This is a genomic window from Achromobacter piechaudii NBRC 102461 (assembly GCF_001571245.1).
Taxonomy (GTDB): domain Bacteria; phylum Pseudomonadota; class Gammaproteobacteria; order Burkholderiales; family Burkholderiaceae_B; genus Achromobacter; species Achromobacter piechaudii.
The window spans coordinates 210,897-226,800 of sequence record NZ_BCTK01000005.1 but is presented as its reverse complement, the minus strand read 5'-3'; the positions used below and the strand labels follow the sequence as shown (position 1 = coordinate 226,800).

The window sequence follows — 15,904 nt, the reverse complement described above, 5'->3', positions numbered from 1 at the left end:
GAAAGCTGATGAATCGTCGATTGTAGGCCGGAACCCCGACAGGTGTGCGTCAGGGTCGGCGCGCCGGCATCAACCCGCCGCTTTACCGGCGCGCGCACCGCCCAGCCGGGGCGTGCGCATCTGCGCGAGCATCACGCCGGCCAGCGCCAGCAAGCCGCCGACGATGTGGAACAGGTGCGGCTTTTCGTCCAGGAAGATCGAGGCGATGGCGACCGTGCCCACCGGCATCAGGTTCAGGAAAATGCTGGCGCGATTGGGCCCCAGATGCTTGACGCCCTGCATCCAGAGAAAAGGCGCGAACAGTGACGGAAAGATCGCGGCGTACAGCACCAGCGGCACGTTGCTGGCGTTCAGCGGCGATGGCGCGGCCATCAGGAACGCGGGCAACTGGAACAGCACGCCGAATCCGATCTGCACATACAGCGACACCCAGGGCCCCACCGGCAAGCCCCAACGGCGCAGCAGCACGCCATAAAGCGCATAAGCCAGCGCCGCCAGCCCCATCAGCAGATCGCCCGGGTTGGCGCCCACGGACAGCAGGCGTGCAGGGTCGCCCTCGCCGATCAGCAGCGCCAGGCCGGCCAGCGACACCAGGCCGCCCAGTATCGCCATCAACGTGGGCCGCTGGCGCAGCACCACCGTGCCCACCGCGATGGTCAGCAGCGGAATCATGGCGGTGATGATGCCCATGTTGGTGGCCGTGGTGCTGGACGCAGCCACGTAGGCCAAACCCTGATAAAGCGCCATGCCCAGCCCGCCCAGCACGGCGAATTTGGGCAGGTAGGGCCAGATCAGCCGGCGCTGCGTCCAGACGCCGCGCAAGGCGAAAGGCGTAAGCACTGCGCCGGCCAGCGCCCAGCGGTAAAAGCCGATGACCGCGGGCGAAATCACGCCGGCGGCCATCTTCGTGACAATCATGTTGACGGACCAGATCAGGGCCGCCAGCAGCGGAAACAGCAGATAGCGGGCAGGAACGGCGAGGGAGTCGGAGCGCGACATAAGACGGTGATGCGGAATCAGAACAGGCCGCAAGTGTAGGGCCTGTCTGAATGGCTGTATATAATGAAAAACAGACAAACCCTCCCGCGCATCCGACATGGACTTTGCTGACACCGCGCCCGCGCTGGCCAGCCACCTGCCCTACCCGCTGGCCTGCCGCATCCTGCATTTCACGCCCCATTCGCGCATGCAGCGGCACAGCTCGCCCTGGGCGGAATTGAATTTCGCGCTGTCGGGCATCATGGAAATCAGCATCGAGGGCGTCAGCTATTTGTCGCCGCCGCAGTACGCCATCTGGATACCGCCCGGGGTCGAGCACTGCTGCCAGAACGAAGGCGAAGTGCATTACGCCTGCATCGATATTCCAGCAGAGGCCTGCGCCGGCCTGCCTGATGCGCCATGCACATTGGAGATCAGCCCCGTCATCCGGGCGATTCTGGGGGACTACGAGCGGCGCGGCATCCGCTATCCGGCCACGCCCCAGGATCGTCGGATGGCGCAGGTCGTCATCGACCAGTTGCGCGGGGCGCGCGCCTACGCCAGCTATCTGCCCTCTACCACCGAGCCCGTGCTGGCGCCCATCCTATCCGCGTTGCAGCGCCATCCCGGCGACAAGCGCGGCGCTGCGCATTGGGCCGCCACGGCGGGAATCACCGAGCGCACGCTGCTGCGCCACTGCCAGCAGCACCTGGGCATGTCATTCAATGATTGGCGCCAACGGCTGCGCGTGGTGTCGGCGCTGGGCATGCTCGAAGCCGGCCATTCCGTGCAAACCGTGGCGCGCGAAATGGGCTACAGCACTGCGTCCGCCTTCATCGCGATGTTCCAGCGTTTGACCGGCGAATCGCCCGACAGCGCGCGCAAGCGCGGTCCCGCCGCCCTTGCCTGACAGGCTTGTCACGCTGCGTCATCCAAGCGCCTGATGCAACGCAACGCTGATCGCGAGACAATAGCGACTGACTTTGTATCTTGCCGTGCCGTCGCGGCTTCATCGCGCCCAGGAACCCTTCATGTCCGCCTCTGCAACTCCCCCAGCCTCCGTGACCCATTTCAGCGCCTCCGAACTGGACATGCTGGCCAAGACCGCCGACGCGCTCAGCGCCTATCTGGGCAAGCCCGTGCTGGCCGAAGTCATCCTGGGCGACGAAGGCACCGAATGGGTGACCTATGGCGTGCCGCTGGACGAGAACGCCGAAGCGGACGAAGAGCAGACCCACGTTCAGCTGGGCGGCGCGGGCTCGCGCCTGTTGGGCAATCGCGGCGGCCTGCCGCATTCCGAAGACGAAACCTACGACTGCCTTTATCTGTGGGCCGTGCAGATTTCACTGAATGAAGGCGAACGCTTCATCAAGCTGGACCATGACGGCGAAGAATCCGCCTGGTCCGACAACCTGGAAGACGTGCTGCCGTTCGCGCTTAGCGAGGAACCGCAGCCCGATCCGGACGCCGAGGAAGAGGACGACGACGAGGATGACGAGGACGACGACACGCCTTACGACACCGTCCACGATCATCGTCACTGATCGTCGTCACGGATTGGCGCCACAGATTGGCGCCACAGATTGGCGCCAAGGATCTCAGGCAGGAATCGCCCTCACGAATCGCCGCCGCGAATCTCAGGCACCGATCACCGTCACTGATCACCGCGCGGGCGCCAAGGCCCGCGCCGCATTTTCAGCCCCCCTACGCCCGCCCTTCCTGCACGGCGTGGCACGCTACCACCGACACACCCGTCAGCATCGCCACCGGCGCTTCCTGCCTGCACCGATCGTTCGCGTGAGGACAGCGCGGGTGAAACGTACACCCCGACGGCGGATTCAACGGATTAGGCACCTCGCCCGCCACCGCCGTGCGCGGCTTGCCGGCCCCGTTGATATCCGGAATCGCCTCCAGCAGCATGCGCGTGTACGGATGCCGGGGACGCGCGAACAGCTCGTCGCGCGGCGCCACTTCGACCATGCGGCCCAGGTACATCACGCCAACCCGGTCGGCCACGTGGTGCACCACCGCCAGGTTGTGCGAAATGAACAGATAGGTCAGCCCCAGCTTGCGTTGCAGGTCCTTCATCAGGTTCAGCACCTGCGCCTGCACCGACACGTCCAGCGCCGAGGTGGGCTCATCGCACACCAGGAATTCCGGATTCACCGCCAGCGCGCGCGCAATCGAAATACGTTGCCGCTGGCCGCCCGAGAACTGATGCGGGTAGCGGCCCTGATCCGCCGGATCCAAACCGACCTGCTTGAGCAGCTCGCCCACACGCGCGACGCGTTCGGCCGGTGTCATCTGCGTATGGGTCAACATGGGTTCCGCAATGATGCGGCCCACGCGCCAGCGCGGGTTCAGGCTGGCATAGGGATCCTGGAAAATCATCTGCAAGCGCTTGCGCAGACTGCGTCCACCCTTTTCCGACATGCGCGACAGCGGCTGGCCATCGAATCGGATATCGCCACGCGTCAGCCCATACAGACCGACCAGCATGCGCGCGACCGTGGATTTTCCACAGCCCGACTCGCCCACCAGCGCCAATGTTTCCCCACGCGCGATATCGAACGACACCCCGTCCACCGCGCGCAGCATCACACGCGGCTTGCCCGCCAGCTTGCGCTCCAACCAGGGCGGCGACACGTCGAACCAGCGCGCCGCGTCCTTTACTTCTACCAAGGGCGTGCTCATGCGGCCACCATCGTTTTATCGTCATGCAACCAACAGGCCGCGCGGGAAGTGCCCGCCGGCAATAATTCCGGGCGCTCGCTGGCGCAGCGCGGCAAGCGCTGGCCACAACGCGGATTGAACGCACAGCCGGGCGGAATGGCGTTCAGGCGCGGCATGCTGCCATCGATCTGCACCAGCCTTTCCGTATGTCCGTCCATGGACGGAATCGATCCCATCAGCCCCGACGTATACGGATGGCGCGGCTTGTGGATCACATCGGCCACCGGCCCGATCTCGGCCACGCGGCCCGCGTACATCACCGCCACGCGGTCGGCGGTTTCGGCGATCACGCCCATGTCGTGCGTGATCAGCATGACCGCCGTGCCGTGATCGCGGCACAAGCGCTTGAGCAATTCGATGATCTGCGCCTGGATGGAAACATCCAGCGCGGTGGTCGGCTCGTCGGCCACCACCAGCTTCGGTTCGGCCGCCAGCGCCAGCGCGATCACCACGCGTTGGCGCATGCCGCCCGAGAACTGATGCGGGTAGTGGTCGATGCGTTCGCGCGCGGCGGGAATACCGGTCGAGGCCAGCAACTCCACTGCGCGGTTGCGCGCCTGCGACCAGCTCATGTCCAGGTGCGTGACGATGGTTTCGGCCAACTGCCGGCCCACCGTATACAGCGGATTCAAGGACGTCAGCGGGTCCTGGAACACCGCCCCGATCTCGCGGCCGCGCACGCGGCGCATCTGCTCGTCGGGCAGGTTGTCAATGCGGCGGCCCGCCAGCAGGATTTCCCCGCCCGCGATGCGGCCGGGTGGTTCCAGCAGGCCGATGATGGACGCGCCGGTCAGCGATTTGCCGGCGCCCGATTCGCCCACCACGCCCAGCACTTCGCCGGCCTGGATGGAAAAGGACACGTCGTCCAGGGCGCGTAGCGTGCCGCGACGCGTGGGAAATTCCACGCGCAGATTGCGGACTTCCAGAAGTGCGCTCATGGTTACCTCAATTCAGCCGCGGGTTGAGCGCATCGCGCAGCCAGTCACCCAGCAGGTTGACCGACAGCACCAGCAGCACCAGCGCCGCGCCCGGGAAAATGGTGATCCACCATTCGCCGGAAAACAGGAAATCGTTGCCGATGCGGATCAGCGTGCCCAGCGACGGCGCGGTCGGCGGCACACCTACCCCCAGGAACGACAGGGTCGCCTCGGTGATGATGGCGGTGGCCAGATGCACCGTCGCCAACACCAGCACCGGCCCCAGCACGTTGGGCAGCACATGGCGGAACATGATGACGGGCGAGGCCACGCCGATCACGCGCGCAGCCTGCACGTATTCGCGGTTCTTCTCCACCAGCGTCGACCCGCGCACCGTGCGCGCATACTGCGGCCAGCCGGCAAGCGCGATGGCGCCGATCAGCACCGGAAAGGCGATCAGTTCGTGCATGTCGCGCGGCACGGCGGCGCGTGCGACGCCATCGATCAGCAGCGCGATCAGGATCGCCGGAAACGACAGCTGCACGTCGGCCACGCGCATGATGAACGCATCGACGCGCCCGCCCGCATAACCGGATATCAAGCCCAGCACGATGCCGATCAGCATCGACAGCAGCACCGAGGCCAGGCCAATCAAGAGCGACACGCGCGTGCCGTACAGGATCGCGGAATACAGGTCGCGGCCCTGGCTGTCGGTGCCCAGCAGATACGTGGCCTGGCCGTTGGCCTCCCAGGCGGGCGGCAGCAGCGCATCCAGCAATTCCACCTTGGTCAGGTCGAACGGATTGTGCGGCGCGACCCAGCCGGCGCCGAACGAGCCGACCAGCAGGGTCGCCAGCAGCAAGGTGGCGATGATGGCTACGGGCGCGCGGCGCCAGGCCCAGGCGATGTCGCTGTCCCACCAGCGTTTGAGTGCGGCGCGCATCAGTGAGCCCCCCCGGCGCGAGTCATGCCCGAACGCAAGCGCGGGTCCACGACGAAATAAAGCAGGTCGACGACCAGGTTGATCACGACGAACACCAGCGCGATCAGGCACAGGTACGCGGCCATGACGGGCACGTCCGCAAACTGCACGGCCTGGATGAACAGCAGGCCCATGCCCGGCCACTGGAACACGGTCTCGGTGACGATGGCGAAGGCGATGATGCCGCCCAGTTGCAGCCCCGTGATGGTGATGACGGGCACCATCGTGTTCTTCAGCGCATGGCCGAAGTGGATGGCGCGCCGCTTCAGGCCACGCGCGCGGGCGAACTTGATGTAGTCGGACCGCAGCACTTCCAGCATTTCCGAACGCACCAGGCGCAGCACCAAGGTCATCTGGAACAGCGACAGCGTGATGGACGGCAGGATCAGATGCTTCCAGCCGGTGGCGGTGAAGAGCCCCGACGTCCACCAGCCCACGCTGACGGTGTCGCCGCGTCCGTAGCTGGGCAGCCAGCCAAGTTGCACGGAGAACACCAGAATCAGCAGGATGCCGATCAGGAAAGTCGGCAGCGACACGCCCAGCAACGAGCCGGCCAGCAGCAATTGCGAGAGCAGGCTGTTGCGCTTGAGCGCGGTGTACACGCCCAGCGGCACGCCGACCACCAGCGCCAGCAAGGCGGCCACCATGGACAGTTCAAGCGTGGCCGGCAGGCGGGATTTCAACAGCGTGGATACGGGTTCGCTCTGCCGCAAGGAGATGCCGAAATTGCCCTGCGCGGCATTGGCCACGAAATGGCCGAATTGAACGATGGCGGGCTCGTTCAGCCCCAGGCGTTCACGCAGCTCGATGCGCTCGGCATCGGTGGCGTCCTGCCCCAGCATGATGGTGACGGGATCGCCGACGTATTGGAAAAGTACAAAGGCCAGCAGCGCGACGGTGAGCATCACCGCTACGGCCTGCAACAGGCGGCGCAGTATGAAAGCAAACATAGGGGAACAACCAAAACAAAACGGCGGGAGCCGGGTGGGCTCCGCGCCGTCTGGTTAGCCGGGATCAGTCAACCTTGACCCAATCGGCAACGAGGCGATTGTCGGCACGGTGGATAACCGTGACGTTCTTGCGCATTGCCCAGGGGATGACCTGGTCGTGCAGCGGGATGTGGCCGAAGTCCTTGGCGTGCCCTTCCAGCACGGTGATGATGTCGGCGTCGCGCTTGGCGGGGTCCGTCTCGGTCTTGATGCGGTCGATGATCGCGTCCAGTTCCTTGTTGCTGTAGCCGCCCAGGTTGTACATGCCGTCCGCGCCTTCGCCCTTGGTGCGGATCAGGTTCTGCAACGAGTACATGGCGTCGAACGTGGGCACGCCCCAGCCGAACAGGTAGGCGCTGGTGTCGAACGACTGCACCTTCGGGAAGTACGTGGAACGCGGCATGGCGTTCATCGTGGCCTTCACGCCCACCTTGGCCCACATGCCGACGACGGCCTGGCAGATGGCTTCGTCATTGATGTAGCGGTTGTTCGGGCAGTCCAGCGTGAAGTTGAGCGTGCCGTCGTAGCCCGCTTCCTTGAGCAGGGCGCGCGACTTCTCGGGATCGTAGGGCACGCGCTTGTGCACCGATTCCGCCCAGCCATGCACTTGCGGCGCGATCATCGTGCCGGTCGGCGCGGACAGCCCGCGCATCACGGCGCGCTTGATGGCGTCCACGTCGATGGCGCGGTACAGCGCTTCACGCACGCGGATGTCCTGGAACGGGTTCTTGCCCTTGATGTTCGAGTACTGCAACTCGGGGCGCTTCTGGTCCAGGCCCAGGTAGATGGTGCGGTATTCGTTGCCCTCGACCACCTTCTGCGCCTGACGCAGCCGTTCCAGATCCTGGGCGGCGGGGTCCAGCACGAAGTCGATTTCGCCGGACAGCAGCGCGGCGGTGCGGGTGGCGTTCTGCTTGATCGGCGTGAACACCACTTCGGTCACGTTGCCGACCTTGCCGGCCTTGTTCCACCAGTCCTTGTTTTCTTCAAAGACGGTGCGCACGTCCACTTCGCGCGTTTTCAGCTTGTACGGGCCCGTGCCGTTGGTGTTGCGCGCGCCGTAGGTCTCTTCCTTGTTGACGTAGTCCTGCGGCTTGGCGATGTTGTTCTTTTCCGACCAGGCCTTGTTCATGATGAACACGTTGGTCAGCTGGCGCAGCAGCACCGGGTTGGGCGCGGACGTTTCGATCTCGATCGTCAGGTCGTCGATCTTGCGCGCTTCCTTGATGCCGGTCGTGTAGGCCTTGTAGTTCGACGTAGGCGCCATGGCCCGGTGGATGGAGAACACCGCATCGTCGGCCGTGAAGGCCGCGCCGTCATGGAACTTCACCCCGGGGCGCAGCTTGAAGCGGTACAGCGTCGGCGACAGCTGTTCCCATTCTGTGGCCAGGCGGGGAACCACCTTGAACGTCTTGTCGTAATCCACCAGCGGCTCATAGATGTAGCTGTTGGCGGCGATCGTCATGCCCTCGTTTTGCGAGTGCGGGTCGAACGTAAGGATGTCGCCTTGGGCGGCCCAACGAAAAGTCTTGGCCTGCCCGATCGAGGGTACAGCCACGGCGGCGGCGATCGCGATAGCAATCAAGGTGCGGCGCATAGGGGTCAACTCCTGACATTTGTCTGAATACCGGCGCGAGTGTGCCTACCCGCCAGACCCCCGTCAATTCAGGGTTTATGCGTACCGTGGCCCCTTTTCACAGAGAGGGATCTATTAAGGGACATATATCGATGTAACAAAATAATTGGATCGAACAACGTTCGAGTGCGCGGATGCAACGGACGCGATGGGCGAGCCCTATTCTTCCGCGTCCAGCGGCAGTTCCAGCGGCACGTGTTCCGTCATCAGCACTTCCAGCATGTCGATCAGCAGCGCCGCCTTCTCTTCGCCAAACGGCGCCAGCACCGCCTTCTGATGCTGCAAGGCCTGTTCGCACAGGGCGGCGATCAGGTGGGTGCCTTTGGTGGTGATGCACACGCGGGTCTGGCGGCGGTCGGCCCGCACGCCGGTGCGCGCCACCAGCCCTTCGGCCTCCATGCGCTGCACCACTTTGCTCAAGGTGGGCTGCTTGGTAATGGCCAGCACCGCCAGCGTGCCGATCGTTTCGCCCGGGCTGCCTTCCAGGCTGGCCAGCACGCGCCATTCCGTTACCGACAAGCCGGCCGCCTTCACCTGCAAATGGAATTCGGCCGAGATGCGCTGGCTGGCCTGCGCCAGCAGATACGCCAGATAGCCATCGACGAAACGCGGCGCCGTTTCGCCGCGACCGGTCAGTTGTGTGTCCCGCTGCTTGTCCAACCGCATGTTGCTTTGCTCCCACGCACCGGAATTCATGAAGGGTCGATCGCCGAAGCAGGCATTGCACCACGGCGGCGCAGACGCGCGCCATGATGGTCATCAATGCTGTCTCGCAGCACAGGGTATACCCGGAATCGCAACCCGTTTTTGCACCATGCCGGGGCCGAAGAACCGGCATGAAGCTAGAGAACAACCAGTATATACACCCTTGTTTTTAAGTGATATTTTTTCATTTCCATGAAATTTCATCTTTTTTGTTGACAGCTAAAACGTTGACTCCTAAAGTATTTTTCAGACGGAAATTTCGTGGCACGACGATGCTGCACGGCAGCAAGGCTTGAGGACCGGTAAGCCGGCCCGACCAGGAGTTCGAGATGGCTGAAAGGTCTTTCAAGAAAGAAGTCCAGCAGTTGCGCATCGGCGCCGGCGAAGAGTTTCGCGGCGAAGGCATTCTTGCCGTCACCAAGGCATTGCTGCAATCCGGCGTGGGCTATGTGGCGGGCTACCAGGGTTCGCCCATCTCGCACCTGATGGACGTGCTGGCCGACGCCAACGAGATCCTGCAAGAACTGGGCGTGCACTTCGAAGCCAGCGCATCGGAGGCCACCGCCGCCGCCACGCTGGCCGCCTCCGTCATGTACCCGATTCGCGGCGCGGTCACGTGGAAGTCCACCGTGGGCACCAACGTGGCGTCCGACGCGCTCGCCAACCTGGCCTCGGGCGGCGTGACCGGCGGCGCGCTCGTGATCGTGGGCGAAGACTACGGCGAGGGCTCGTCCATCATGCAGGAACGCTCGCACGCGTTCGCCATGAAATCGCAGATCTGGCTGCTGGACCCGCGCCCCAACCTGGAAAGCATGGTCAAGGCTGTTGAAGACGGTTTTGAATTGTCGGAAGCCAGCAAGACGCCGGTGATGCTGCAATTGCGCATCCGTGGCTGCCACGTGCATGGGCGCTTCATCGCCAAGGAAAACAAGCGGCCGGCGTTCTCGCTGGCAGAGGCGCTGGAAAGCCCGGCCCGCGACACCAGCCGCATCGTGCTGCCGCCCGCGTCCTTCCTGCACGAACAGGAAAAAATCAAGGAACGCTGGCCCGCCGCCATCCGCTACATCAAAGAACACAAGCTGAACGAGCACTTCGACGGCGACCAGAACGACATCGGCCTGATCCTGCAAGGCGGCCTGTACAACGGCGTCATCCGCTCGCTGCAACTGCTGGGCCTGGCTGACAACTTCGGCAACAGCCGCATCCCGCTATACGTCATGAACGTGACCTATCCCGTCATCGAAGACGAGGTCACCGAATTCTGCCGGGGCAAGCGCGCCGTGCTGCTGCTGGAAGAAGGCCAGCCCGATTACATCGAACAGAATCTGCATGCCGTGTTGCGCAAGGCGGGCATCGACACGCACCTGTCCGGCAAGGACGTGCTGCCCATGGCCGGCGAATACACCACGCAGGTGATGCGCGACGGCCTGCGCGAATTCCTGAAGCGCCATCGCCCCGAATCCTTGCAGACGCATGCGGCCGTGGCGGTCGATGCCCAGGCCGCCGAGCGTCCGCTGGAAGTCACCGAACTGTCCCGTCCCAAGCCCGCGGCCACGCCCGTCGAACAGCCCATCACCTTCCACAAGCAGGTGCAGGGGCTGGCCTCGGTGGTGCCGCCGCGCCCGGCCGGATTCTGTACGGGCTGCCCGGAACGCCCGATCTTCTCGGCGCTGACGCTGGCGCAGGAAACGTTGGGCCAGCACCATATTTCCTGCGATATCGGCTGCCACCTGTTCTCGATCCTGCCGCCGTTCAATCTGGGCGCGACCACCATGGGCTATGGCCTGGGCGCCTCCAGCGCGGCAGCGTTCAACGTGCCCGCCGCCAAACGGCCCATCTCGATCATGGGCGACGGCGGCTTCTGGCATAACGGCCTGTCGTCCGGCATCGGCAACGCGGTGTTCAACAAGTACGACGGCGTCATCGTCATCGTCGACAACTTCTACGCCTCGGCCACGGGCGGGCAGGACATCCTGTCGTCCCGCGCCGACAATCCCGACCGGTCCACCAACAACCCCATCGATCATGCCGTGCGCGGCGTGGGCGTGAAGTGGGTGCGCACGCTGGACCGCACCTACGACGTGGCCAAGGTGCGCGCCACGATTGAAGAGGCGCTGACTACCGACATCAAAGGGCCGAAGGTCATCATCGCGCAGTCGGAGTGCATGCTGAACAAGCAGCGCCGCATCAAGCCGCTATTCAACAAGGCGGTCAAGGAAGGCCGTCGCGTGGTCAAGGAACGCTTTGGCGTGGACCCCGACGTGTGCACCGGCGACCACGCCTGTATCCGGCTGTCGGGCTGCCCGTCCTTGTCGATCAAGGACAGCGGCGACCCCTTGAAAGAAGACCCGGTCGCGCACGTGGAAAGCAGCTGCGTAGGCTGCGGCAACTGCGGCGAAGTCGCCCACGCCGCCGTGCTCTGCCCCTCGTTCTACCGCGCCGACATCGTGCACAACCCGACCGGCGCCGACCGCTTCATGGCCCGAGTGCGCGGCGCGATCATCGGTTTCCTGCAACGCCGCCGCGCCGCGCGCCTGGCTCAATACGCCCTGTAAGGACTCGCCCTTCATGAACCCGGTGGCAATGCAGCAAGGCAACCCGATCAAGATCGCCATCCTGGCCATGGGCGGCCAGGGTGGTGGCGTACTGGCCGACTGGATCGTCGACATGGCCGAGCACGCCGGCTGGTGGGCGCAGACCACCTCGGTGCCCGGCGTGGCGCAGCGCACGGGCGCCACCATCTATTACCTGGAACTGCTGCCCGAAGCGGACGTTGCCCGCGCCGGCCGCCCGCCCGCATTGGCGCTGATGCCCACGCCCGGCGACGTGGACCTGGTGGTGGCCGCCGAACTGATGGAAGGCGGCCGGGCCATCCAGCGCGGACTGGTCACGCCCGAGCGCACGGTGCTGCTGTCCTCATCGCATCGTAGCTACGCCGTCAGCGAAAAATCCACGCCCGGCAATGGCATCGCCGACCCGAACAAAGTGCTGGAAGCCGGCCGCGCGGCCGCCAAACGCTTTCTGTGCTTCGACCTGCAAGCGCTGGCCGACCGCGCCGGCAGCGTCATCAGCGCCAGCCTGTTTGGCGCGGTAGCCGGCAGCGGCGCGCTGCCCTTTGCGCGCGAAGACTACGAAGCCACCGTGCGCCGCGCCGGCCTGGGCGTAGACGCCAGCCTGCGCGCCTTCGCGCTGGGCTTTGACGCGGCGCAGGCCGCGCCCGCCCAACCCGCCGCCATCGATCTGACGCGACCGGTGCCTGACGTGCCGGAACGCGCCGCCAGCCCCCACGCGCAAGCGCTGCTGGACACCATCTTGCGCGACTTCCCCGCCTGTGCGCATCCCATGCTGACGGCCGGCGTGCGCCGCCAGCTTGAATTCCAGGACGCCGCCTACGCCACCGACTACCTGCGGCGCATGAAGGCATTGCGCGACCTGGACGCGCAATACGGTGGCGACGCGCAAGGCTGGGCGCTCACCTGTGCGGCCGCGCGCTACGTCGCCACTGCCATGGCCTACGACGACGTGATCCGCGTGGCCGACCTGAAAACGCGCGGCAGCCGCTTTGAACGGGTGCGCCGCGAAGTTGGCGCGCGCCCCGAACAGCTGGTCATGACCACCGACTACATGCACCCGCGCCTGGAAGAAATCTGCGGCACGCTGCCCACGCGGCTGGGCCGCTGGCTGGAAGGGTCCAAGGCGTTCGGCGGCTGGGTCGAGCGCCGGCTGGGCAAAGGCCGCTTGATGCAAAGCGGCACGCTGGGCGGCTTTCTGATGCTGTACACGCTGGCCGGCATGCGCCGCTTTCGCCGCCGCACCTTGCGCCATCAGATCGAAGCCGAAGGCTTGCAGCAATGGCTGGACCTGATCGCCCGCCTGACCCCGCAGGACTACGCGCTGGCGGTCGAAACCGTCAACTGCCGACGCCTGGTCAAAGGCTATAGCGACACGCACGTACGCGGCGGCGGCAAGTATCGACAACTGATCGCGGCGGCGGCGCAACTGGTCGGACGGCCCGACGCCGCCGACACGCTGCGCGGGCTGCGCGAGACCGCGCTGGCCAATGAAAGCTGCGCCCCCATGGAACGCCAGCTGGCTGACAAGCTGGCGGCCTGAACCGAATACCGACTGAGACAAACGCCGTGCAGACACTGAAACTGATCGTCCGGGAAGTCCGGCAAGAATCCCCGTTGATCCGATCCCTGCGGCTGGTGCGCGAAGACGCCGGCCCGCTGCCGGCCTTCGGCCCCGGCGCGCACCTGAAAGTCAGCGTGCCGGGCCTGCGCGACCCGCGCTGCTATTCGCTGGTGCAGCTGACGCCGGACGCGGGCCAATTCGCCGCGCCCACCGAATACCGGCTGGGCGTGCGGCTGGAAGAAGCCAGCCAGGGCGGATCGCGCCACATGCACGCGCTGGCCGAAGGCGACACCGTCAGCGTCGAAGGCCCCAAGAACGATTTCCCGCTGCACGAATCCCCGGCAGGCGACGAACCCGTGGTGCTGATCGCAGGCGGCATCGGCATTACGCCGGTAGCGTCGATGGCCGCCGCGCTGAAAGCCGCCGGCCGCGCGTTCCATCTGCATTACTGCGGCCGCAGCAAAGACCAGTTGGCCTTCGTCGACGAACTGCAAGCGCTGGCCGGCAGCGACCTGACGCTGCACGCCGACGACGATCCGGCCTGCCGCTTCGACCTGCAAGCACTGCTGGCCGCGTCCTCGCCGCGCCAGCATCTGTACGTGTGCGGCCCCAAGGGCCTGATCGACGCCGTCATCCACGCGGCTCGCGAACGCCACTGGCCCGACGCCCACATCCACTTCGAACTGTTCGCTACCGCCGCCCCGCAGGCGGGCGACCAGCCCTTTGAAGTCGAACTGCGCCAGTCCGGCCGCACGCTGACCATCCCTGCCGATAAAACCATCGTCGAGGTCATGGAAGAAGAAGGCTGCGATCCGATGGTCGACTGCAAGCGCGGCGAGTGCGGCGTGTGCCAGGCGACCGTGCTGGAAGGCGAACCCGATCACCGCGACTACTACTTGTCTGACACCGAGAAGGCCAGCGGCAAGATCATCCAGATCTGTATCTCGCGCGCGAAGTCGGCGCGCCTGGTGCTGGACCTGTAACGGCTGCGCCCCGACGACAAGGAAGCGACCATGTCCAAATACCGCGACAACCCCGACGCCATCCGTGCGCTGCTGCGCGACACGGAAGTGCACAAGGACCTGTTCATCGACCAAGAACTGTTCGACCTGGAAATGGAACGCCTGTACGCCAACACCTGGGTCTATGTCGGCCACGACAGCCAGGTGCCGAACCCGGGCGACTACATCACCACCACCGTCGGCAACCAGCCCGTCGTCATGGTCCGCCACAGCGACAAGAGCGTGCGCGTGCTGCACAACCGCTGCCCGCACAAAGGCACGATGGTGGCCGGCGAGGCCTGCGGCAACACCGGCAAGTTCTTTCGCTGCCCGTACCACGCCTGGACGTTCAAGACCGACGGCAGCCTGCTGTCGATTCCGCTCAAGAAGGGCTACGAGAACACCGGCCTGGAAAACTGCGAAGCCAGCCAGGGGATGGCGGCCGTCAAGGACGTGAAGAACCATCGCGGCTTCGTGTTCTGCCGGCTGAATCCGCAGGGCCAGTCGTTCGAGGACTTCTTCGGTGAGTCGCTGTCCACGCTGGACAACATGGTCGACCGCTCGCCCGAAGGCCGGCTGGAAGTGGCAGGCGGCGTGCTGCGCTACATGCATCGGTGCAACTGGAAGATGCTGGTCGACAACCAGACCGACACCTGCCACCCCATGGTGGCGCATGAATCGTCGGCGGGCACGGCCGTGAAAGTCTGGGAGCAGGCCCCCGCCGGCACGCCCAAGCCGATGGCCGTGGAGCTGTTCGCGCCCTTCATCTCGCCCTACGAGTTCTTCGAGAACATGGGCATCCGCGTGTGGGAGAACGGCCACGGGCATACGGGCGTGTCCGATTCGATCCATGCGTCGTATTCCGGCGTACCGGGCTATTGGGACGCGATGGTCGCCGCCTACGGCGAGGAACGCGCCAAAGAGATCCTGGGCGACGTGCGGCACAACACGGTCTATTTTCCCAACATCATGGTGAAGGGTCCGATCCAGACCCTGCGCATCTTCAAGCCCATTGCCGCCGACCGCACGCTGGTCGAGTCCTGGACGTTCCGCCTGGTGGGCGCACCCGACCTGCTGCTGGAACGCACGCTCATGTACAACCGGCTGATCAACGCGCCCACTTCCGTGGTCGGCCACGACGATCTGGAAATGTACGAACGCGCGCAGGACGGCCTGAATTCGCGCGCCCGCGACTGGGTCAACGTAGGCCGGTTGTATACGCCGGACGAAGCCGGCCAGAAGAACGTCACCACCAATGGCACCAACGAATGGCAGATGCGCAACCAGTACCGCGCATGGGGCCGCTACATGACCGGATCGGAGTCGGTATGAGCGCAAGTGACCGCGAGTTGATCGACTTTGTCTACCAAGAAGCGCGCCTGCTGGACGAGCTGCGCTTTGAAGACTGGCTGAACCTGTACACCGAAGACGGCTACTACTGGATGCCGCTGGCGCACGGCCAGACGGATCCCCGGCTGCACGCCTCGCTGATGTACGAAGACAAGCTGCTGCTGCGCGTGCGCGTCGAGCGCCTGGCCGGCCAGCGCACGTTTTCGCAGCAGCCCAAGAGCCGTTGCCATCACCTGCTGCAAGCGCCCACCGTCGAGCACGGCCATCCCGACGCCGCGCCGGATGCGGGCCGCCATGTCGTGCGCACCGCATTCCACTATGTTGAAACGCGCCAGGACACGCAGACGCTGTTTGCCGGCTGGGCCACGCATCATCTGGTCGAACAGGACGGCGCGCTGCGCATCCGCCTCAAGCGCGTTGACCTCGTCAACTGCGACGCCGCGTTCGGCAACATCCAATTGTTCATGTAGGAGCGGCTT

The 15,904-nt window shown here is 65.1% G+C and carries 14 protein-coding genes; 7 read left to right on the top strand and 7 right to left on the bottom strand.

Going from position 1 to position 15,904, the window contains the following annotated elements:
- Window positions 1–69: 69 nt before the first annotated feature.
- Window positions 70–999, bottom strand: coding sequence for a DMT family transporter (locus API01S_RS07670; protein WP_006217649.1), 930 nt, complete (start codon window positions 997–999; stop codon window positions 70–72).
- Between the two features lie 97 nt (window positions 1,000–1,096).
- On the opposite strand from API01S_RS07670, the gene API01S_RS07665 reads away from it, so the two are divergent.
- Together API01S_RS07665 and API01S_RS07660 are read left to right on the top strand one after the other, a co-directional pair.
- The gene (locus API01S_RS07665; protein ID WP_061304076.1) at window positions 1,097–1,888 is read left to right on the top strand and encodes an AraC family transcriptional regulator; all 792 of its coding nucleotides are present in this window, start codon (window positions 1,097–1,099) and stop codon (window positions 1,886–1,888) included.
- A 121-nt stretch (window positions 1,889–2,009) separates the two neighbouring features.
- A complete protein-coding gene (locus API01S_RS07660; protein ID WP_039882796.1) occupies window positions 2,010–2,522 on the top strand; it encodes a hypothetical protein in 513 nt (170 codons plus the stop codon).
- Window positions 2,523–2,682: 160 nt separating this feature from the next.
- Here API01S_RS07660 and API01S_RS07655 read toward each other — a convergent pair whose 3' ends face one another.
- From API01S_RS07655 to API01S_RS07630, 6 genes are all read right to left on the bottom strand, one after another.
- Entirely contained in the window at window positions 2,683–3,672 is a 990-nt protein-coding gene (locus API01S_RS07655) for an ABC transporter ATP-binding protein (RefSeq protein ID WP_006217646.1), read from the bottom strand.
- Window positions 3,669–4,649 carry an ABC transporter ATP-binding protein gene (locus API01S_RS07650; RefSeq protein ID WP_006217645.1) on the bottom strand — a complete coding sequence of 327 codons (981 nt, stop codon included), beginning with the start codon at window positions 4,647–4,649 and terminating at the stop codon, window positions 3,669–3,671. The genes API01S_RS07655 and API01S_RS07650 overlap by 4 nt, the downstream gene beginning before the upstream one ends.
- Before the next feature lie 7 nt (window positions 4,650–4,656).
- A complete protein-coding gene (locus API01S_RS07645; protein WP_061304074.1) occupies window positions 4,657–5,571 on the bottom strand; it encodes an ABC transporter permease in 915 nt (304 codons plus the stop codon).
- Window positions 5,571–6,560: an ABC transporter permease gene (locus tag API01S_RS07640; protein WP_050728027.1), complete on the bottom strand. Its 990-nt coding sequence runs from the start codon at window positions 6,558–6,560 to the stop codon at window positions 5,571–5,573. Before API01S_RS07640 ends, API01S_RS07645 begins: the two co-directional genes overlap by 1 nt.
- Before the next feature lie 64 nt (window positions 6,561–6,624).
- The gene (locus tag API01S_RS07635; protein WP_006217642.1) at window positions 6,625–8,196 is read right to left on the bottom strand and encodes an ABC transporter substrate-binding protein; all 1,572 of its coding nucleotides are present in this window, start codon (window positions 8,194–8,196) and stop codon (window positions 6,625–6,627) included.
- Between the two features lie 198 nt (window positions 8,197–8,394).
- On the bottom strand, window positions 8,395–8,901 hold the full coding sequence (locus API01S_RS07630; protein ID WP_039882794.1) for a MarR family winged helix-turn-helix transcriptional regulator: 507 nt from the start codon (window positions 8,899–8,901) through the stop codon (window positions 8,395–8,397).
- A gap of 368 nt (window positions 8,902–9,269) precedes the next feature.
- On the opposite strand from API01S_RS07630, the gene API01S_RS07625 reads away from it, so the two are divergent.
- Genes API01S_RS07625 through API01S_RS07605 form a run of 5 tightly spaced genes read left to right on the top strand, consistent with a single transcriptional unit; the run spans window position 9,270 to window position 15,895 of the window.
- Window positions 9,270–11,495: an indolepyruvate ferredoxin oxidoreductase subunit alpha gene (locus tag API01S_RS07625; RefSeq protein ID WP_050728028.1), complete on the top strand. Its 2,226-nt coding sequence runs from the start codon at window positions 9,270–9,272 to the stop codon at window positions 11,493–11,495.
- Window positions 11,496–11,508: 13 nt separating this feature from the next.
- Window positions 11,509–13,053: an indolepyruvate oxidoreductase subunit beta family protein gene (locus API01S_RS07620; RefSeq protein WP_061304072.1), complete on the top strand. Its 1,545-nt coding sequence runs from the start codon at window positions 11,509–11,511 to the stop codon at window positions 13,051–13,053.
- 26 nt (window positions 13,054–13,079) lie between these two features.
- A complete protein-coding gene (locus API01S_RS07615) occupies window positions 13,080–14,057 on the top strand; it encodes a PDR/VanB family oxidoreductase (RefSeq protein ID WP_061304069.1) in 978 nt (325 codons plus the stop codon).
- A 30-nt stretch (window positions 14,058–14,087) separates the two neighbouring features.
- Complete coding sequence (locus tag API01S_RS07610) at window positions 14,088–15,407, top strand: aromatic ring-hydroxylating dioxygenase subunit alpha (RefSeq protein WP_061304068.1); 1,320 nt, start codon at window positions 14,088–14,090, stop codon at window positions 15,405–15,407.
- Window positions 15,404–15,895 (top strand): aromatic-ring-hydroxylating dioxygenase subunit beta, encoded by a 492-nt coding sequence (locus API01S_RS07605; RefSeq protein ID WP_006217636.1) that lies wholly within the window; start codon window positions 15,404–15,406, stop codon window positions 15,893–15,895. The genes API01S_RS07610 and API01S_RS07605 overlap by 4 nt, the downstream gene beginning before the upstream one ends.
- Window positions 15,896–15,904 lie beyond the last annotated feature (9 nt).

What these genes read in the sequence shown, in the direction of transcription:
- API01S_RS07645 (WP_061304074.1), bottom strand. Translation starts at nt 5,571, where the DNA reads ATGCGCGCCGCACTCAAACGCTGGTGGGACAGCGACATCGCCTGGGCC.
- API01S_RS07665 (WP_061304076.1), top strand. Translation starts at nt 1,097, where the DNA reads ATGGACTTTGCTGACACCGCGCCCGCGCTGGCCAGCCACCTGCCCTAC.
- API01S_RS07630 (WP_039882794.1), bottom strand. Translation starts at nt 8,901, where the DNA reads ATGCGGTTGGACAAGCAGCGGGACACACAACTGACCGGTCGCGGCGAA.
- API01S_RS07610 (WP_061304068.1), top strand. Translation starts at nt 14,088, where the DNA reads ATGTCCAAATACCGCGACAACCCCGACGCCATCCGTGCGCTGCTGCGC.
- API01S_RS07640 (WP_050728027.1), bottom strand. Translation starts at nt 6,560, where the DNA reads ATGTTTGCTTTCATACTGCGCCGCCTGTTGCAGGCCGTAGCGGTGATG.
- API01S_RS07655 (WP_006217646.1), bottom strand. Translation starts at nt 3,672, where the DNA reads ATGAGCACGCCCTTGGTAGAAGTAAAGGACGCGGCGCGCTGGTTCGAC.
- API01S_RS07620 (WP_061304072.1), top strand. Translation starts at nt 11,509, where the DNA reads ATGAACCCGGTGGCAATGCAGCAAGGCAACCCGATCAAGATCGCCATC.
- API01S_RS07660 (WP_039882796.1), top strand. Translation starts at nt 2,010, where the DNA reads ATGTCCGCCTCTGCAACTCCCCCAGCCTCCGTGACCCATTTCAGCGCC.
- API01S_RS07635 (WP_006217642.1), bottom strand. Translation starts at nt 8,196, where the DNA reads ATGCGCCGCACCTTGATTGCTATCGCGATCGCCGCCGCCGTGGCTGTA.
- API01S_RS07605 (WP_006217636.1), top strand. Translation starts at nt 15,404, where the DNA reads ATGAGCGCAAGTGACCGCGAGTTGATCGACTTTGTCTACCAAGAAGCG.
- API01S_RS07670 (WP_006217649.1), bottom strand. Translation starts at nt 999, where the DNA reads ATGTCGCGCTCCGACTCCCTCGCCGTTCCTGCCCGCTATCTGCTGTTT.
- API01S_RS07625 (WP_050728028.1), top strand. Translation starts at nt 9,270, where the DNA reads ATGGCTGAAAGGTCTTTCAAGAAAGAAGTCCAGCAGTTGCGCATCGGC.
- API01S_RS07650 (WP_006217645.1), bottom strand. Translation starts at nt 4,649, where the DNA reads ATGAGCGCACTTCTGGAAGTCCGCAATCTGCGCGTGGAATTTCCCACG.